Raw genomic sequence first — 17,083 nt, 5'->3', positions numbered from 1 at the left:
TCTCAAAGAACGGAGACGCATCCTATGAAATCGATCCTGGCTGCCCTGCTTGCCGCCACAATCTCCACCTCGGCGGCCTATGCTGGAGACATCGCCGATCGCGCCGCCGACGCCGAAAAGGCATTGCAGGCAGGGGACGGAGCCGGCGCGCTGGAGAAATTCCGCGGCGCCGAGGAAGCCTTGTGGCAAGCGATGCCGCTCGCCGTGCAGAATGTCAAACAGGTCGACACGGCCAGCGGCTTCGGCATCTACAGCGAGCGCGCCAATCACATCTACAAGCCCGGCGAGAAGGTCGTGCTCTATATGGAACCGGTCGGCTATGGTTACGGGTCGGACGGCCTCGGCAACAGCCAGATCGCGCTTTCCGTCGACCTCACCGTGCTTTCAGACTCTGGCGAAGCCCTGGGCACGTTCGAGAAAATCGGCAGCGTTCAGGTCGCTTCCCGCTCGCACAACCGCGAACTCTTCTTCAAGCTCGACCTGTCCCTCGATGGACTGCCGCCCGGGAAATACAAATGCAATTTCCTCATGCATGACCAGAACTCGGCCAAGACCGCACCCTTCAGCACCGATATCGAGATCGCGGGCTGATGCATGTCGCCCAAAAGTGATCCCGGTTTTAGGGGAACGACATGCATAAAAACAAAGACCTAAAGCGCGTCGCATGAATCCGCTTCAACGCGACGCGCTTTAGGTTTTAGCACTGACATCGCCTCGCAAACCGCGGGAACCCAGGCACGACAGCCGCGTTCTTCATGCGGTTTCAAAATCTGTCGGTTTGCGAGGCATTCCCATGATCAAATGGATCATCATTCTCCTGATCATCGCCGCGGCGGCGAGCCTGCTCGGCATGCCGGCGCTGGCCGGAGCCGCCGCCACCGGCGCGCGCATCCTCATCGGCATCGTTCTCGTCATCTTCCTGCTGGTCGTGCTCGGCATCTTCGCGGTGACCTAAGAGACCTCGAAGGCGCCTGCGCACTGGTAATTCCCGCCCGTTTCCGCCATATAGCGCCAAATGGACACGGAATGACGGAAGAATGGCAGGCACCGCCCCCTTCGCCAAGATGAACGGCATCGGAAACGAAATCATCGTCGCCGATATGCGCGGCCGTGCCGACCGGGTGACGGCGGCGGCCGCCCTTGCGCTGAACGCCGATGCCGCGACCCGTTTCGACCAAATCATGGCGATCCATGACGCCAAGACACCGGGCACGGCCTACTATGTCGACATCCTGAATTCGGATGGCACCGGTGCGCAGGCCTGCGGCAACGGCATGCGTTGCGTCGTCCAGGCGCTTGCCGCCGAGACTGGCCAAAAAACCTTCACCTTCGAGACCCGCGCCGGCATCCTCAACGCCAGGGAGCATGCCGACGGCACGATCTCGGTCGACATGGGCATGCCGCGTTTCGGCTGGCAGGAGATTCCGCTCGCCGAGGAATTCCGCGACACCCGCATGATCGAATTGCAGATCGGCCCGATCGACGCGCCTGTGCTGCATTCGCCTTCCGCCGTCTCGATGGGCAACCCGCATGCCATCTTCTGGGTCGACCGCGACGTCTGGTCCTACGAGCTCGACCGCTTCGGCCCGCTGCTCGAAAACCACCCGATCTTCCCCGAGCGCGCCAACATCACCATCGCCCAGGTCACGTCTCCCGAGAGCATGATCATCCGCACCTGGGAGCGCGGCGCCGGCTTGACCAAGGCCTGCGGCTCGGCGGCCTGCGCCGCCGTGGTGGCAGCGGCGCGCACCAAGCGGACCGGGCGCAGCGTCAGCCTGTTGACCCCCGGCGGCGGCACGCTGCATGTCGAATGGCGCGACGATGACCACGTCATCCTGACGGGTGCGGCCGAATGGGAATTTTCCGGCAGCTTCGATCCCTCGACCGGCACCTGGGCCCGTGACACCGAAAGCGCGGCCTGATGTCGGTTGCTCTGTCCAGGAGCCATGACGTTGACGGCTCCCTTTCCGAGGCCCCCAGCCGCATTGATGTGGTGACCTTCGGCTGCCGGCTGAACACCTATGAATCCGAAGTGATGCGGCGCGAGGCCGAGAGCGCCGGTCTTGGCGCGCTGGACGGTGGCGCCGTCATCTTCAACACCTGCGCCGTCACCGGCGAGGCGGTGCGCCAGGCCAAACAGGCGATCCGCAAGGCGCGCCGCGACAACCCTGGCGCGCGCATCATCGTCACCGGCTGCGCCGCGCAGACCGAGCCGGAAAAATTCGCCGCCATGGACGAGGTCGATCTCGTGCTTGGCAATGAAGAGAAGCTCAAGGCGCATTCCTATCGCGCACTGCCGGATTTCGGCGTCAACGACACCGAGAAGGCCCGCGTCAACGACATATTCTCCGTGCGTGAGACCGCCGGCCATATGGTCGATGCCATCGAGGGCCGCGCCCGTGCCTTCGTCCAGGTGCAGAATGGCTGCGACCACCGTTGCACCTTCTGCATCATTCCTTACGGTCGCGGCAATTCGCGCTCGGTGCCGATGGGCGCCGTGGTCGATCAGGTCAAGCGGCTAGCCGGCAACGGCTATGCCGAGATCGTATTGACCGGTGTCGACATGACCAGCTTCGGCGCCGACCTGCCGGGCGCGCCGAGGCTTGGCAGACTGGTGAAGACCATTCTCAGGCAGGTGCCCGACGTGAAGCGCCTGCGGCTATCCTCGATCGATTCGATCGAGGCCGATGACGAATTGCTCGAAGCCATCGCCACCGAGCCCAGGCTGATGCCGCATCTGCATCTGTCGCTGCAGTCGGGCGACGACATGATCCTGAAGCGCATGAAACGCCGCCATCTGCGCGACCAGTCGATCCGGTTCTGCGAGGATGTGCGCAAATTGCGCAAAGATATCGTCTTCGGCGCCGACATCATCGCCGGATTCCCGACCGAGACCGACGCCATGTTCGAGAACTCGATAAAAATCGTCGAGGAATGCGGCCTGACCCACCTTCACGTCTTCCCGTTCAGCCCGCGCGAAGGCACGCCCGCCGCGCGCATGCCGCAGCTGCGCCGCGAGATGGTCAAGCAGCGCGCCGCCCGGCTGCGCGCCGCCGGCGAAGCCGCGTATCGGCGCCATCTGTCCTCGCTGCCCGGAACCCGGCAATCGATCCTGATCGAGCGTGACGGCCTTGGCCGCACCGAAGGATTTACCCTTGCCGCGCTCGGCACCGGCGCGCCGGGCGAGATCGTCGAAGCGACAATTACTGGCCATGATGGTATCCGGCTGATCGCAGCCCCGCTTGCCGCACGCGCCGCCTGAGAAACGCAAAGCATGGCTGGTTTTTTCAAGAAGATATTTTCGTTCGGCAAGAAAGAGGTTGTCGAGGAGCGGATCGACGAGACCGCCCCGCTGCCGCCGATCAAATGGGACCAGCTCGATGCGCTGAAGCCTGCGGCCGAACAGGTCGTTCCGGAGTTCTTGAAGCGCGACGCGCCGGAGCCTGAGGCGAAGGTCGCGCGTGTATCCGAACCGGAGGTAGCTCCGTCACTGGAACCGGCGCCGGTTGAGGAGCCTGCACCCGAACCCGCTCCAACCATTCCACCGGCACCGACCGCTCCCGCCGAGCCGGAACCACTGCCGGAGCCCGCGCCCGAAGAAAAGCCGGCACCCGCTCCAGAGACCCCGGAGCCGCCGGCACCTGAAGAAATTCCCGCCGCACCCGCTGTTCCGGAACCAACGCCCGAAGCGCCGCAAGAAGTCCCTGGTCCGGCGCCAGCCGAGCCGGAGATTGCACCGCCACCGCCGGAACGGCGACCGGAGCCAGCACCGGTCGAACTTCCGGCGCCCGCGGTTCCAACCGAACAGCCCGCGCCGATCGAGGTGCCGCCCCCGGCGGCGCCTTCCGCGCAGCCAACTTCTGAGGCCAGCGCCGCCCCTCATCCGCCTGCCGGCACCTTCTCCCCGTATAGTGACGGGAAGAAGAACGCTGATCTTGACGCCAGCGCCCCCCTTACTGACATCGAAGAAGAAGCCTCGACGCTGACGCCCCCCTCTCCCCGTAGTTCACGGGGAGAGGGTAAGGGTGAGGGGCAGCGCCAGCCTGCGAATGACGTGGCGCCAGCCGCCGAGGTCGCGCCTACGATTCCCGCGCCATCGGCGGAGATCGCGCCCCCCATTCGCCAGCCCGCGCCGATTGAAGTGCAGCCTGTCATCGCTGAGATCGCGCCAGAACTGCAGCCAGCCGCACCACCTCCAGCGCCCGAGCCGAAACCCGCCCCCGGCAAGGTGACCGTCGCCAAGAAGGTCGAGCAGAAGGCCGAGCCGGTGAAGGCGCCGGAGGCGGCGCCGAGGCGATCGTGGTTCCAGCGCATGCGGGACGGGCTTGCCCGTTCGTCGCGCGAACTCACCGGCAACATCGCCGGCGTCTTCACCAAACGGAAGCTCGATGAGGACACGCTGCAGGACCTGGAGGATGTGCTGATCCGCGCCGACCTCGGCATGGAGACAGCACTTCGTATCACCGACGCGCTGGCCGCCAGCCGCTATGGCAAGGATGTCTCCGACACGGACGTGCGCACCGTCATGGCCGCCGAGGTGGAGAAGGTGCTGACCCCTGTCGCCCGGCCACTGGAGCTCGACCTCTCGCACAAGCCGCATGTCATCCTGGTGGTCGGCGTCAACGGCACCGGCAAGACAACCACCATAGGCAAGCTCGCGGCAAAACTGACCGATGGCGGCCTGTCGGTAATGCTGGCGGCCGGCGATACGTTCCGCGCGGCCGCCATCGAGCAGCTGAAGATCTGGGGCGAGCGCACGAAATCGCCTGTCATCGCCTCCAAGCTCGGCGCCGATGCGGCGGGCCTTGCCTACGATGCCTTCGAGAAGGCCAAGGAAGCCGGCTCCGACGTGCTGATCATCGACACCGCCGGCCGCCTGCAGAACAAGACCGAGCTGATGGCGGAATTGGAAAAGATCGTGCGCGTGCTGGGCAAGCTCGATCCGGAAGCGCCGCACACCGTGCTGCAGACGGTCGACGCCACCACCGGCCAGAACGCCCTCAACCAGGTCGAGATCTTTCGCAACATCGCCGGCGTCAACGGCCTGGTGATGACCAAGCTGGACGGCACGGCGCGCGGCGGTATTCTGGTGGCGATCGCGGCAAAGCACAAATTGCCTGTCTATTTCATCGGCGTCGGCGAACAGGTCGACGACCTCGAGCCTTTCTCGGCAAGCGAATTCGCCAGGGCGATCGCTGGAGTGGCGTAACGGCATGATCCCTTTTGAACGGGATCGTGCGTAAGAAGGAAGATCATGAACCCACCCATTCTCGAACGCGATCCGTCCGACCCGCAGAAAGAGAAGAAGGAAGGCGTCAATCCCCTGCTCAAGCTGGTGCTGGAGCTTGGGCCGCTGCTGGTCTTCTTCTTCGCCAATGCGCGCGGCGAATGGCTGGTGCAGAAATTCCCTGTCCTGGGCGAATTCGGTGGCCCGATCTTCGTCGCCACCGGCCTGTTCATGGCCGCCACGGCCATCGCGCTGATCGCCTCCTGGCTGCTGACCCGCACCTTGCCGATCATGCCGATGGTTTCGGGCGTCGTCGTCTTCATCTTCGGCGCGCTGACGCTCTATCTGCAGGACGACATCTTCATCAAGATGAAGCCGACCATCGTTAACACACTGTTCGGCGGCGTGCTGCTCGGCGGCCTGTTCTTCGGCAGGTCGCTGCTCGGCTATGTCTTCGATTCAGCCTTCAAGCTGGATGCCGAAGGCTGGAAAAAACTCACCTTCCGCTGGGGCCTGTTCTTCCTGTTCCTGGCCGTCGTCAACGAAGTGGTGTGGCGCAATTTTTCAACCGATGCCTGGGTTACCTTCAAGGTCTGGGGCATCATGCCGATCACGCTTTTGTTCACCTTCAGCCAGATGCCGCTGATCCTGCGCCATTCGCTGGACGACAAGGCGAGCGGGGAAGAAAAGGCAGGCAAGTAGAGCAATTCCAGGAAAAGTGTGAAGCGGTTTTCCCCGGGAAAACCGCATAGCGGTTTCCCTAGGGAATTGCGCCAAACTAAAAAAGAGGGGGAAGAGCCATGGAATTCGTCACCACGCGCGAGGAATTGCGGACGATCTACAAGACGCCGCGCCCGACTGACGGCTCGATCCGCAAGGAGCTGAAGGCGCTCGACGGCCATTGCCGTTCCTTCATCGGCAAGAGCCCCTTCGTGCTGATCGGCTCGTCCGACGGCGCCGGCAATGCCGACGTGACGCCGAAGGGCGACAAGCCAGGCTTCGCCGCCATTCTCGACGACCGCACCATCGCCATTCCCGACCGGCCAGGCAACAACCGGCTGGATACGCTGGAGAACATCCTGCGCAATCCCTCGGTCGGACTGCTCTTCCTCATCCCCGGCATGAATGAGACGCTGCGCGTCAACGGCGATGCCCGCATCACCGTCGATGCCAATCTGCGCGAGCGCCTGGCCGTCGACGGCAAGGAGCCGCAAAGCGTCATCGTCGTGGCCGTCAAGGCCACCTACATGCATTGCGCCAAGGCCTTCATGCGCTCCGATCTGTGGAAGCCGGAGAGTTGGTACGACCGTGCCACGCTGCCGACACTCGGCCAGATCCTGCGCGACCAGCTAGCACTGGCCGACTCGGCCGAGGCCACCGACCGCTGGCTCGACGACGATTACAAGCAGACCATGTGGTAGGCTTTTTCGGACACGATTCGTCCTGACTGGTTCCACACCTTGCCGAACATCCTCGCCATCTCCGGCAGCCTGCGGGCCGCCTCCACCAATTCGGCCTTGCTCGCGGCACTGGCGCGCAACGCGCCGCTTGGCTGCCGCGTCACCGTCCATGACGGGCTCGGCCGCCTGCCGATCTTCAATCCGGACGACGAGGGCGAGCGCACGCCGTCCGAAGCCTCCAGGTTGATCGACGCCGTCACCGGCGCCGACGGCCTCATCGTCTCCTGTCCCGAATATGCCCATGGTGTGCCGGGCGGGCTGAAGAACGCGCTCGACTGGCTGGTCTCGCGCGACGCCGCCGTCGCCAAGCCGGCCATGCTGGCCCACGCCTCGCCCCGCTCGCTGTTCGCCCGGGCGGCGCTGGCCGAGATCATGCGCACCATGTCGTTCGCGATGCATGATGGTGGGCTGGAGATCGCCCTGCTCGGCAAGAAGCCAGCGGAGATGGAGGCCATTTTGGCTGAGCCGGAAAAGGTGCTGGCAATGCGCAATGCGGTGCAGGGTTTCGCGGATTTCATCCGCTCGCATTGAGCGGCACAGCCTTTCCCTTCTCCCCTTGTGGGAGAAGGTGGATCGGCGCGCAGCGCCGAGACGGATGAGGGGTTCCAGCGGAGTGAGGCGTTGGTGTTTTCTGGTTCGGTTCGCTGTTGACGTACCGCCAAGCTGGAACACCCCTCATCCGACCTCGCTTCGCGAGGCCACCTTCTCCCACAAGGGGAGAAGGGAAGAGCTACCCCTTCCGCAGCGTCTCGACATCGGTCTTGCCGACGTACCAGTCGCGGGCGTTGACCTCCTCGAAAACCACCCAGACATCGTCATTGCCGAGCCCGGTGGCATCCATGATGGCCGCCGTGACCTTCTTGGCGATATCAGCCTTCTTGCCTGCCGGATCGGCGGCGATCACTTCCTTGACGATGCGGATGTTGACGAATGGCATGACGCTCTCCCCTTGGGTTTTTATGCTTTCCGGCAGGAAGCTGCCTTGAAAGCCTCTCCGACGGACTGAATGGTGGCCGCTTCGGCAACTTCGGCGCGGCGGGCGCCACTTTTATGCGCAGGAGCGCCATCAAAACCCGCCAAAGAAGAGTGTCCAGCAGCCTCAATAGGTCTTGGCCCCGTTCACCATCAGCCGCACCGAATAGAGCGAGGTGGTGCCCGCGATGTAGAGGCAGTTCAGCTTGGCGCCGCCGAACACGCAATTGGCGGTCACCTCGGGCACCTTGACCTTGCCGATCAGCGTCCCGTCCGGATCGTAGCAATGGATGCCGTCAAAGGCGCTGGTCCAGATGCGTCCGTCGGCGTCGAGCCGGAAGCCGTCGAACAGGCCGGCCGTGCAGTCGGCGAAGACCTTGCCGCCCGAAACCTTCTTGCCATGCTTGCCGACATTGAACACCCGCATATGCGCCGGGTTCTCTGCGCCATGCGTGCGGCCGGTATCGACGACGTAGAGCAGGCTCTCGTCAAGCGAGAAGGCAAGCCCGTTGGGCCTGACCATGTCGGTGATGACGGCCTCGACCTCCCCGCTATCGGGATCGACCCGGTAGACGTGGCAGGCGCCGATCTCGCTCTCGGCCTTGTCGCCCTCATAGTCGGTGTCGATGCCGTAGCTCGGATCGGTGAACCAGATCGAGCCGTCGGATTTCACCACCGCGTCGTTGGGCGAATTCAGCCGCTTGCCCTTCCATTTGGCGGCGATGGTGGTGACCGAGCCGTCATGCTCGGTGCGGCTGACGCGGCGGCCCGAGTGCTCGCAAGTGACCAGCCGGCCCTGCCGGTCGACGGTGTTGCCATTGGAATTGCCCGAGGGCTGGCGGAAGACGCTGACGCTGCCGTCCGTCTCGTCGAAGCGCAGCATGCGGTTGTTCGGAATGTCGGACCAGACGACATAGCGGCCGGCTGCGAACCAGGCTGGCCCCTCCGCCCAGCGGCATCCGGTGAACAGCTTCTCCACCTGCGCGCTGCCATTGAACAGGCGCGCGAAGCGCGGATCGAGAACTTCATAATAGTCTGCGGCCGCCATGCATTTCCTCCCGGCATCACGTGACGGCAGATCAAGCCAGCCTGCGATCGATCTGGCAAGACGGCGCCTTCGCAATTTGTATGACAAAACGGAGAGGAAGCTGCCATGCGGCTCGGCCGGCCCACGACCGTGCGGCCGCGACGCACCTTAGGACTCGATTAACCGGCTATGCGCTGCGTGCAATGGTGCATTGCAACATCTTCTTTTTGCAATGCACCATTCCTATGTCATGCTCCGTATCGATCAAGGGAGGAACAACCGGCCGCAACAAACGCGGCACGAAAGGAACCCTTGCTATGTTCAACGATCTCATGAACCGCGCTCGCAGCAGCATCGCCAAGCGCAAGCACTACAACCGCCTCGTCGCCGAAATCGACAGCTTCTCGAGCCGCGATCTGGCCGACATGCGCGCCGATCGCTCGGAAATGCTCTACCAGATCCACAAGCAGATCTACGGCTGATCTCTGTCTGATCGGCCCTCGCGCGTTCGTCATCCTCGGGCTTGACCCGAGGATCCATGCCGCGACGCCGGCGAGGAACGTAGCGGCTCGGAATAGCAGTTCTATCCGCCGCGAACAGTCCCCAATCCTGGTTCGCCTTGCCTGTCACCAACGTCCCGGCATGGGTCCCAGGGTCTGCGCCGCGTCGCGTCGCTCCTTGCTTCGCCCTAGGATGACGAAGGCGAGAGATCGCCGTCAGTTCGGTACGGCTAATGCCTTCTCGATCTGAGGCAACAGCAGATCCCGGGCCGACTCCGCCGTCAGCGGGCCGACATGCTTGTAGGCGATCTTGCCGTCCTTGCCGATGACGAAGGTTTCCGGCACGCCATAGACGCCCCAGTCGATCGCCGCGCGGCCGGCTTCGTCGACGCCGATCGCCTGGAACGGGTTGCCGAGGTCGCCGAGGAACCGGCGGGCGTTTTCCGGCTGGTCCTTGTAGTTCAGCGCCGCCATCACGAATCGCTTGTCCTGCGACAGCGCCAGAAGCACCGGGTGCTCTTCCCGGCACGGCGCGCACCATGACGCAAACACGTTGACCAGCGTCACCTTGCCGGCGAACGCTTTCGAATCCAGCCCCGGCAGGTTTGAGCCCTCCAGCGCCGGCAGGTTTGTCGGCGGCGCCGGCAGGCCGATGAGCGCCGACGGCACTTCCGAGACATCGCGTCCGGAAAGCAGCTGCGACAGGAACAGGCCGGCAAGGCCGAGGAAGACCAGCAGCGGCAACAGCACGAACAGGCGTCGACCGCGCGTCGGCGTTTCGGTTTCGCTGCTCATGGCTTGGCCACCTTGTCGGAACGGCGCCGCACGCCGGCTGCTTCGAGTTCGGCGAGTTCGCGCTTGCGGGCCCGCTGGTCGAGCAGGATCCAGACGATCAGCCCGGCCAGCACAATGGCGGTGATGCCATAGGCCGCGGTGACGTAGAGCGCGTGTGCACTCATGCGCCTCGCCCCCCTCCCGCTATCATTTCACCGTACCCGATCATGACCTTCCCTTAGCTTTGCGCCATCGGCTTCGCAATCGGACGCCGCGTCGCGGCCTTCGGGCCTGTCGGCGACATCAATCCGTTCCATGCCGCAAGGCGAGCGCCGCCGAGACCGGCCCCAGTACGGCAAGAAACAAGGTCAGCGCGGCAAGAATGAGGAAGGGCTGCAGGAACGGATCGGGATTTGCCGTCGCGCCATAGCTCGCTGAAACGCCGAAGATCAGCACCGGTATGGTCAGCGGCAGCACCAGCACGGAGATCAGAAGTCCACCGCGCGGCAGCGCCACCGCGACGGCCGCACCTGCCGCGCCGATGAAGGTAATGGCCGGCGTGCCGACCAGAAGCGTGAGCGCCGTGGCGCCGATGGCGAGCGGCTCCATGTTCATGAACAGGCCGAGCAAGGGCGCGGCGATGACCAGCGGCAGCACGCTGCCCGCCCAATGCGCGAGGCACTTCACCAGCACGGTCAGCGCCAGCATGTGCCGGTCGTTGCCGAGCACCAGGAGATCGAGCGAGCCGTCCTCGCGGTCGGCCTGGAACAGCCGGTCAAGCCCGAGCAGGCAGGCGAGCAGAGCCCCGATCCACAGGATCGCCGGACCGATGCGGGCGAGCAGCTTCAGGTCCGGCCCGACACCGAAGGGGATGGTGGCGATGACGGCGAGGAAGAAGATGACGCCGGTCAGCGCACCGCCGCCGGCGCGGATGTTGAGGCGGATATCGCGCAGGAAGAGGGCTAGCACTTCACCCTCCCCCTTGTGGGGAGGGTGAATGCCCCATCGCCAATTCCTTCGCCCCCTCGATCCCCAGCGGCAGATGCGTCGCCGCGACGATCATCCCACCAGACCGGCAATGCCTCGTCATCAGCCCCGCGAATCGCTCCTCCGAGGCCTTGTCCAGCCCCGCCGTCGGCTCATCGAGCAGCCACAATGGCCGGTGACTGACCAGGAGTTTCGCGATCGCCGCGCGGCGCCTTTGCCCGGTCGACAGATAGCCGAACGGCAGATGCCCGATGCCACCAAGCCCGACCGTTTCCAGCGCCTCTTCGACCCCGACATCTCCATCGCCGTTGAAGTCACCCCAGAAGCGCAAATTTTCCGTGACGCTCAGCGCGGTCTTCATCGCATTCTGGTGACCCAGATAGTGACAGGCTGAGGCAATCGAGGGAAAGTCATCGCCGCCGTCTTCGATCAGCAGTCGACCTTCCGCCTTCGGCAGCAGCCCGGCGATGATCCTGAGCAAAGTTGATTTGCCTGATCCATTCGGTCCGGTGACGACCAGCGCCTGGCCATCCCCGAGGTCGAAGCCAATGCCGGAAAACACCGCCTCGCCGCCGCGTTCGCCGCCCAGATTTTCGGCGATAAGCCGCATTCCCCGCCTGCCCTGAAAACAATGTTTCGCGAGCGCTGCCGCATCGCACAAATTTGCTCTCCAACTGTCTAGAACTATTCCAGAAAATTCTCTATATGCGGTGCATCCGTGCCAGCGGTCGGCGCGGGAACAGAATTTGCGCCGAACCAGCGCACGCGCCGCCTTGAACGGCTCGGGTTGCTTGGGAACGGACAGCGGAAATGGCCGTACCCGCACCTTTGCGCGTGATTGCATGCCATCGGCGTCCGTTCCCTTTCAGGCTGAACAGACAAGGACGGATCGCACGTGTCAAAATCCCTCGATAGTTTCAATTGCCGCCGCACCCTGACCGCGGGCGGTACCGAATATGTCTATTTCGACCTCGTCGAGGCCGAGAAGAACGGCCTCACCGGCATCGCCCAGCTGCCCTATTCGATGAAGGTGCTGCTGGAAAACCTGCTGCGCAATGAGGACGGCCGCTCCGTCACCAAGGAATCGATCCAGGCGGTCGCCGGCTGGCTGACCGACAAGGGCACCGCCGGCGTCGAGATCGCCTATCGCCCGGCCCGCGTGCTGATGCAGGATTTCACCGGCGTTCCGGCCGTGGTCGACCTTGCCGCGATGCGCGACGCCATGGCTTCTCTCGGCGGCGATCCTCAGAAGATCAACCCGCTGGTGCCGGTCGACCTCGTCATCGACCACTCCGTCATCGTCGACGAGTTCGGCACACCGATGGCCTTCGCCCGCAACGTCGAGCTCGAATACGAGCGCAACGAGGAACGCTACAAGTTCCTGAAATGGGGCCAACAGGCATTCCGCAACTTCCGCGTCGTGCCGCCCGGCACCGGCATCTGCCACCAGGTCAACCTCGAATATCTCGGCCAGGTCGTGTGGACCAACACCGAGGATGGCGAAACCACGGCCTATCCCGACACCTGCGTGGGCACTGATTCGCACACCACCATGATCAACGGCCTTGGCGTGCTCGGCTGGGGCGTCGGCGGCATCGAGGCCGAGGCGGCCATGCTCGGCCAGCCCGTCTCCATGCTTCTGCCCGAGGTGATCGGCTTCCGCCTCACCGGCAAGCTGAAGGAAGGTGTCACCGCCACCGACCTGGTGCTGACCGTCACCCAGATGCTGCGCAAGAAGGGCGTCGTCGGCAAGTTCGTCGAATTCTTCGGCCCGGGCCTCTCCAACATGACGCTGGCCGACCGCGCCACCATCGGCAACATGGCGCCCGAATATGGCGCCACCTGCGGCTTCTTCCCGGTCGATTCGGAGACCATCCGCTACCTGACGATGTCGGGCCGCGAGGAAAGCCGCATCGCGCTGGTCGAAGCCTATTCCAAGGCGCAAGGCATGTGGCGCGAGGCGGGCTCGGCCGACCCGGTCTTCACCGACCTGCTCGAACTCGAGCTGAGCAGCGTCGTGCCGTCAATGGCCGGCCCCAAGCGTCCCGAGGGCCGTGTCGCGCTGGAAGGCATTCCGGACGGCTTCGCCAAGGCGATGGAGACCGAATACAAGAAAGCGGCGGAAATCTCCAAGCGCTACGCCGTCGAAGGCACCGACCATGACCTCGGCCATGGCGACGTCGTCATTGCAGCCATCACGTCGTGCACCAACACCTCGAATCCGAGCGTTCTGATCGGCGCGGGCTTGCTCGCCCGCAACGCCAACCGGCTCGGCCTCAAGCAGAAGCCCTGGGTGAAGACCTCGCTCGCCCCCGGCAGCCAGGTGGTCGCCGAATATCTGGAGAAATCCGGCCTGCAGAAGGAGCTCGACCAGATCGGCTTCAACCTGGTCGGCTTCGGCTGCACCACCTGCATCGGCAATTCCGGCCCGCTGCCGGCGCCGATCTCCAAGACCATCAACGATAAGGGTTTGATTGCCGCCGCGGTGCTCTCAGGCAACCGCAACTTCGAAGGCCGCGTCTCGCCCGACGTCCAGGCAAACTACCTCGCCTCGCCCCCGCTGGTCGTGGCGCACGCGCTGGCTGGAACCGTGACAAAGGACCTCACCACCGAGCCGCTCGGCGAGGACAAGAACGGCAATCCGGTCTACCTCAAGGACATCTGGCCAAGCTCGGCAGAGATCCAGGAGTTCATCGAGAAGAACGTCACCCGCGAGCTGTTCGCCCGCAAATATGCCGACGTCTTCAAGGGCGACGAGTACTGGCAGAACGTCAAGGCGCCGGAAGGCCAGACCTATGCCTGGGACGACAACTCGACCTATGTGCAGAACCCGCCCTATTTCGCCGGCATGACCGCCGGTTTCGGCAAAATCGGCGACATCAAGGGCGCCCGCGTGCTCGGCCTGTTCGGCGACAAGATCACCACCGACCACATCTCGCCGGCGGGTTCGATCAAGGCCGCCTCGCCGGCCGGCAAGTACCTCACCGACCATGGCGTCGGCGTCGCCGACTTCAACCAGTACGGCACGCGGCGCGGCAATCATGAGGTGATGATGCGCGGCACCTTCGCCAACATCCGCATCCGCAACCACATGCTGGGCGAGAACGGACGCGAGGGCGGCTACACCATCCACTACCCGTCGAAGGAAGAGGAATCGATCTACGACGCGGCGATGGAATACAAGAAGGAAGGCGTGCCGCTGGTCATCTTCGCCGGTGTCGAATACGGCAACGGCTCGTCGCGCGACTGGGCGGCCAAGGGCACCAACCTGCTCGGTGTCCGCGCCGTCATCGCCCAGTCCTTCGAGCGTATCCACCGCTCGAACCTGGTCGGCATGGGCGTCATCCCCTTCGTCTTCGAGGAAGGCACCTCGTGGGCCTCGCTCAACCTCAAGGGCGACGAACTGGTCGAGATCGACGGCCTGAGCGCCATCAAGCCGCGCCAGACGATGACCGCCAAGATCACCTATGGCGACGGCTCGGTGAAGAACGTGCCGATCATCTGTCGCATCGATACGCTGGATGAACTCGACTACTTCAAGAACGGCGGCATTTTGCAGTACGTGCTGCGGGATTTGGCTGCTTAGCAGCAGCCAGGGAGTAGGGCTTAGGTAATAGGCAGTAGGGAAGGAACACCTACTGCCTACTGCCTACTGCCTACTGCCTACTGCCTACTGCCCTTCGGCGCCCCATACCGCGCCGCGGCGGCCAGCAGCACGCCCAGCATCAGCCCGTTGAAGATGTGCCACAGGAAATGCGTGCCGAGCGGAAAGCCGGCGCAGACCATCGGGTCGATCATGCGGAAGATGACGGACACCACGAAGATCGCCGACCCGGTCAGATTGTACCAGCCGGCCCGGTTGCCGCTCACCGTTACCCAGACACCGAAAAAGGCGAGCGCCAGGAACGGCGGCAGGTAGCCCGTCGTGCCGTTTGACGCCTGGCGCAGCCAATCCGGCACGGCGAAACTTATGGCCCCGGCCACCGCATAGAAGACGACGAAGACCGCGATCGCCTTGCCCCATTCCATCCCGAGGAAGCGGCGCAGGTTGAACAGCGTGTACGCCAGCGTGAAGCCGGCGATCGGCAGCACGTCGACCCAGACCGTGCCCTTGGTGGCGAAGGTATGGAAGATCGTCGAGCCGATGCCGATCGCCACCACCCACCAGGCCAGCACTTCGGCGAAGGTCCCGGTTTTCAATCGGCGTACTTCCCGCACACCCCATAGTCCCGCGATAATGAAAGCAAGGTTAGTCAAAGCATTCGTCGGCTCGGCCCAAAGTCCAGGTCCGGTCCGCTCGCAATAGAGATCGACAGGGGTCAGGAGAGTTTGCCACATGGTGATGATGCCATCCCCGAATCGAACCACGTCGTGAAATGCAGTGTCTCTCCTATTGCGCCCTTACCTTCGGTTGCAATGGCAAAAATTTCACCGCAACGTGACTTCCCGTTGACTTCCGCTTCTGCCACATATTTCAACCAATCAGAACAAAGCCGGCGCCACCGGCGGGAATTGGAATGGTCATGGCCTGGCGAAGATCACTGTGGCTGGCAGCGTTTGCGCTGGCCTTCTCGGCTTTTGCCGATGCCGGCCATGCCGGCGAAGCCGAAAGAATCCAGGCCGAGAGAGCCCAGCCCGACAAGCCGCTCGGCGTGGTCGAACTGTTCACCAGCCAGGGCTGCAGTTCCTGTCCGCCGGCCGACGCGTTTTTCGCCGAACTCGCCGCCAGGGAAGATATTGTCGCGCTCTCCTACCATGTCGATTATTGGGACTATCTCGGCTGGAAGGACACGCTGAGCCGCAAGGAAAACACCGAGCGGCAGAATGACTATATGCGCGCCTTCGGCAGCCGCTCGGTCTATACGCCGCAGGCCGTCCTCAATGGCCGCGTGCATGTCAACGGCGCCAATCGTGGCGAGGTCAACGGCGCGCTCGCCCGCATGGCGAAATCCGGCGAAGGCATGCATGTGCCAATCAAGATCAGCCGTACCAGCGACCGCGTGATCATCGATGCCGGCGACGCCGGCACCGGACCCAACGATGCCCATGTCGTGATCGTCTATTTCGAGCCGCCGCAGACGGTCAAGATCGCCCAGGGCGAGAACTCCGGCCGCAAGATGACCTATTGGAACGCCGTCACCAGCATCCAGACCGCCGGCATGTGGCACGGCAAGGCGCAGCGCTATGAACTGCCGTTGAGCGAGATCACCAAGAAGGGCGGCTGCGCCGTCCTTTTGCAGTCGGTCGGCAAGGACGGCATGCCAGGCCCCATCCTCGGCGCCGCCTTCATCCACAAGCCGTAACGCCTCTTCCTTCTCCCCTTGTGGGAGAAGGTGGATCGGCGCGATAGCGCCGAGACGGATGAGGGGTGCTGGACGGATCGTAACGTCGAACTAATCTTGCGCAATGCCGCATCAGCCAGTTCCACCAGCCAAAACGTCGCTTCGCTCGCTCCCTTCGGCGCGACATGACGGAAGCGGAAGACAGGCTTTGGCAAGAGCTGTGTGGCCGCTGGCTCGACGGGATGAAATTCCGGCGCCAGATGCCGGTCGGAAAGTACATTGCCGATTTTGTCTGCGTCGAGGCAGGACTGATTGTCGAGATTGATGGAAGCCAACACGCTGAATCATCTTACGACAACACACGTAGTGCGGAACTGAAAGCGAGAGGCTTTTGTGTGTTGCGCTTTTGGAACGACGACGTGCTGAAGGATTTGAACGGCGTTTGCGACACCATCATTGCCTGCGTACAGGATCTCAACCTGCAACCGTGGCGGTCGAACGCCGGCGTCAAGCTGGAACACCCCTCATCCGTCTCGGCGCTGCGCGCCGATGCACCTTCTCCCACAGGGGGAGAAGGAAAAGGCCAACAAAAAACCGACGTCAGCTTGCTTCTGACGCCGGTCATTTAGGTTTTGGGATCGTCGCACCTGATTTTTCCAAGGAAAAACCGAGGTTGGTTCGATCCGACGCTGACCCGTGGGCGGGGGGCTTGGGGTTTACGAGCCGGTGCCGGACCGAACCGTCTCAGGCAACACGGGTAAATTCGTCGGACATTGGGGCATGAGCGCGGATAAAAAAAGGCAGAAATGTGGCGAAGCATCACCAATTCCAACAGGCTGCGTTACAAAAGTGAC

The 17,083-nt window shown here is 63.5% G+C and carries 19 protein-coding genes; 12 read left to right on the top strand and 7 right to left on the bottom strand.

Going from position 1 to position 17,083, the window contains the following annotated elements:
• Positions 1–24: 24 nt before the first annotated feature.
• The 8 genes from MesoLj_RS05540 to MesoLj_RS05505 all read left to right on the top strand — a co-directional run bounded on the left by MesoLj_RS05540 (position 25) and on the right by MesoLj_RS05505 (position 7,218).
• Positions 25–591 carry a hypothetical protein gene (locus tag MesoLj_RS05540; RefSeq protein WP_202325352.1) on the top strand — a complete coding sequence of 189 codons (567 nt, stop codon included), beginning with the start codon at positions 25–27 and terminating at the stop codon, positions 589–591.
• A 202-nt stretch (positions 592–793) separates the two neighbouring features.
• Positions 794–955 (top strand): DUF1328 family protein, encoded by a 162-nt coding sequence (locus MesoLj_RS05535; protein ID WP_032932257.1) that lies wholly within the window; start codon positions 794–796, stop codon positions 953–955.
• An 82-nt stretch (positions 956–1,037) separates the two neighbouring features.
• The gene (dapF, locus tag MesoLj_RS05530; protein ID WP_202325351.1) at positions 1,038–1,922 is read left to right on the top strand and encodes a diaminopimelate epimerase; all 885 of its coding nucleotides are present in this window, start codon (positions 1,038–1,040) and stop codon (positions 1,920–1,922) included.
• A complete protein-coding gene (gene mtaB / locus MesoLj_RS05525; RefSeq protein WP_202325350.1) occupies positions 1,922–3,262 on the top strand; it encodes a tRNA (N(6)-L-threonylcarbamoyladenosine(37)-C(2))-methylthiotransferase MtaB in 1,341 nt (446 codons plus the stop codon). The genes dapF and mtaB overlap by 1 nt, the downstream gene beginning before the upstream one ends.
• Before the next feature lie 555 nt (positions 3,263–3,817).
• A complete protein-coding gene (gene ftsY / locus MesoLj_RS05520; RefSeq protein WP_446720324.1) occupies positions 3,818–5,209 on the top strand; it encodes a signal recognition particle-docking protein FtsY in 1,392 nt (463 codons plus the stop codon).
• 45 nt (positions 5,210–5,254) lie between these two features.
• Positions 5,255–5,929, top strand: coding sequence for a septation protein A (locus MesoLj_RS05515; protein WP_140776098.1), 675 nt, complete (start codon positions 5,255–5,257; stop codon positions 5,927–5,929).
• Between the two features lie 98 nt (positions 5,930–6,027).
• A complete protein-coding gene (locus tag MesoLj_RS05510; protein ID WP_140776099.1) occupies positions 6,028–6,648 on the top strand; it encodes a pyridoxamine 5'-phosphate oxidase family protein in 621 nt (206 codons plus the stop codon).
• Positions 6,649–6,687: 39 nt separating this feature from the next.
• The gene (locus MesoLj_RS05505) at positions 6,688–7,218 is read left to right on the top strand and encodes an NADPH-dependent FMN reductase (protein ID WP_202325349.1); all 531 of its coding nucleotides are present in this window, start codon (positions 6,688–6,690) and stop codon (positions 7,216–7,218) included.
• A 199-nt stretch (positions 7,219–7,417) separates the two neighbouring features.
• On the opposite strand, the gene MesoLj_RS05500 is transcribed toward MesoLj_RS05505, so the two are convergent.
• The gene (locus tag MesoLj_RS05500; RefSeq protein WP_013892236.1) at positions 7,418–7,624 is read right to left on the bottom strand and encodes a tautomerase family protein; all 207 of its coding nucleotides are present in this window, start codon (positions 7,622–7,624) and stop codon (positions 7,418–7,420) included.
• A 162-nt stretch (positions 7,625–7,786) separates the two neighbouring features.
• A complete protein-coding gene (locus MesoLj_RS05495) occupies positions 7,787–8,707 on the bottom strand; it encodes an SMP-30/gluconolactonase/LRE family protein (protein WP_140776101.1) in 921 nt (306 codons plus the stop codon).
• A 296-nt stretch (positions 8,708–9,003) separates the two neighbouring features.
• Between MesoLj_RS05495 and MesoLj_RS05490 the strand changes: the two genes are divergently transcribed.
• A complete protein-coding gene (locus tag MesoLj_RS05490; protein ID WP_140776102.1) occupies positions 9,004–9,168 on the top strand; it encodes a hypothetical protein in 165 nt (54 codons plus the stop codon).
• Between the two features lie 234 nt (positions 9,169–9,402).
• Here the strand turns inward: MesoLj_RS05490 and MesoLj_RS05485 are convergent, their stop codons facing one another.
• The 4 genes from MesoLj_RS05485 to ccmA all read right to left on the bottom strand — a co-directional run bounded on the left by MesoLj_RS05485 (position 9,403) and on the right by ccmA (position 11,557).
• The gene (locus MesoLj_RS05485; RefSeq protein WP_202325348.1) at positions 9,403–9,981 is read right to left on the bottom strand and encodes a DsbE family thiol:disulfide interchange protein; all 579 of its coding nucleotides are present in this window, start codon (positions 9,979–9,981) and stop codon (positions 9,403–9,405) included.
• The gene (gene ccmD / locus MesoLj_RS05480; protein WP_056574565.1) at positions 9,978–10,145 is read right to left on the bottom strand and encodes a heme exporter protein CcmD; all 168 of its coding nucleotides are present in this window, start codon (positions 10,143–10,145) and stop codon (positions 9,978–9,980) included. The genes MesoLj_RS05485 and ccmD overlap by 4 nt, the downstream gene beginning before the upstream one ends.
• A 118-nt stretch (positions 10,146–10,263) precedes the next feature.
• The gene (gene ccmB, locus MesoLj_RS05475; RefSeq protein ID WP_056574562.1) at positions 10,264–10,929 is read right to left on the bottom strand and encodes a heme exporter protein CcmB; all 666 of its coding nucleotides are present in this window, start codon (positions 10,927–10,929) and stop codon (positions 10,264–10,266) included.
• A gap of 1 nt (position 10,930) precedes the next feature.
• The gene (ccmA, locus tag MesoLj_RS05470; RefSeq protein WP_202327177.1) at positions 10,931–11,557 is read right to left on the bottom strand and encodes a heme ABC exporter ATP-binding protein CcmA; all 627 of its coding nucleotides are present in this window, start codon (positions 11,555–11,557) and stop codon (positions 10,931–10,933) included.
• Positions 11,558–11,842: 285 nt separating this feature from the next.
• Here ccmA and acnA point away from each other — a divergent pair, with 285 nt between their 5' ends.
• The gene (gene acnA / locus MesoLj_RS05465) at positions 11,843–14,533 is read left to right on the top strand and encodes an aconitate hydratase AcnA (protein WP_140776107.1); all 2,691 of its coding nucleotides are present in this window, start codon (positions 11,843–11,845) and stop codon (positions 14,531–14,533) included.
• A gap of 77 nt (positions 14,534–14,610) precedes the next feature.
• Here acnA and MesoLj_RS05460 read toward each other — a convergent pair whose 3' ends face one another.
• Positions 14,611–15,285, bottom strand: a complete 675-nt coding sequence (locus MesoLj_RS05460) for a ceramidase domain-containing protein (RefSeq protein WP_202325347.1) — start codon at positions 15,283–15,285, stop codon at positions 14,611–14,613.
• Between the two features lie 179 nt (positions 15,286–15,464).
• On the opposite strand from MesoLj_RS05460, the gene MesoLj_RS05455 reads away from it, so the two are divergent.
• Together MesoLj_RS05455 and MesoLj_RS05450 are read left to right on the top strand one after the other, a co-directional pair.
• A complete protein-coding gene (locus MesoLj_RS05455) occupies positions 15,465–16,250 on the top strand; it encodes a DUF1223 domain-containing protein (RefSeq protein WP_140776109.1) in 786 nt (261 codons plus the stop codon).
• Positions 16,251–16,414: 164 nt separating this feature from the next.
• Positions 16,415–16,858 carry an endonuclease domain-containing protein gene (locus MesoLj_RS05450; protein ID WP_202325346.1) on the top strand — a complete coding sequence of 148 codons (444 nt, stop codon included), beginning with the start codon at positions 16,415–16,417 and terminating at the stop codon, positions 16,856–16,858.
• The last annotated feature ends 225 nt before the right edge of the window (positions 16,859–17,083 follow it).

The sequence above is a fragment of the Mesorhizobium sp. 113-3-9 genome, from assembly GCF_016756515.1.
In the GTDB taxonomy this organism is placed as follows: domain Bacteria; phylum Pseudomonadota; class Alphaproteobacteria; order Rhizobiales; family Rhizobiaceae; genus Mesorhizobium.
Note: the sequence above shows the minus strand (reverse complement) of the source record. Positions and strands in the feature narration are given on the sequence as shown.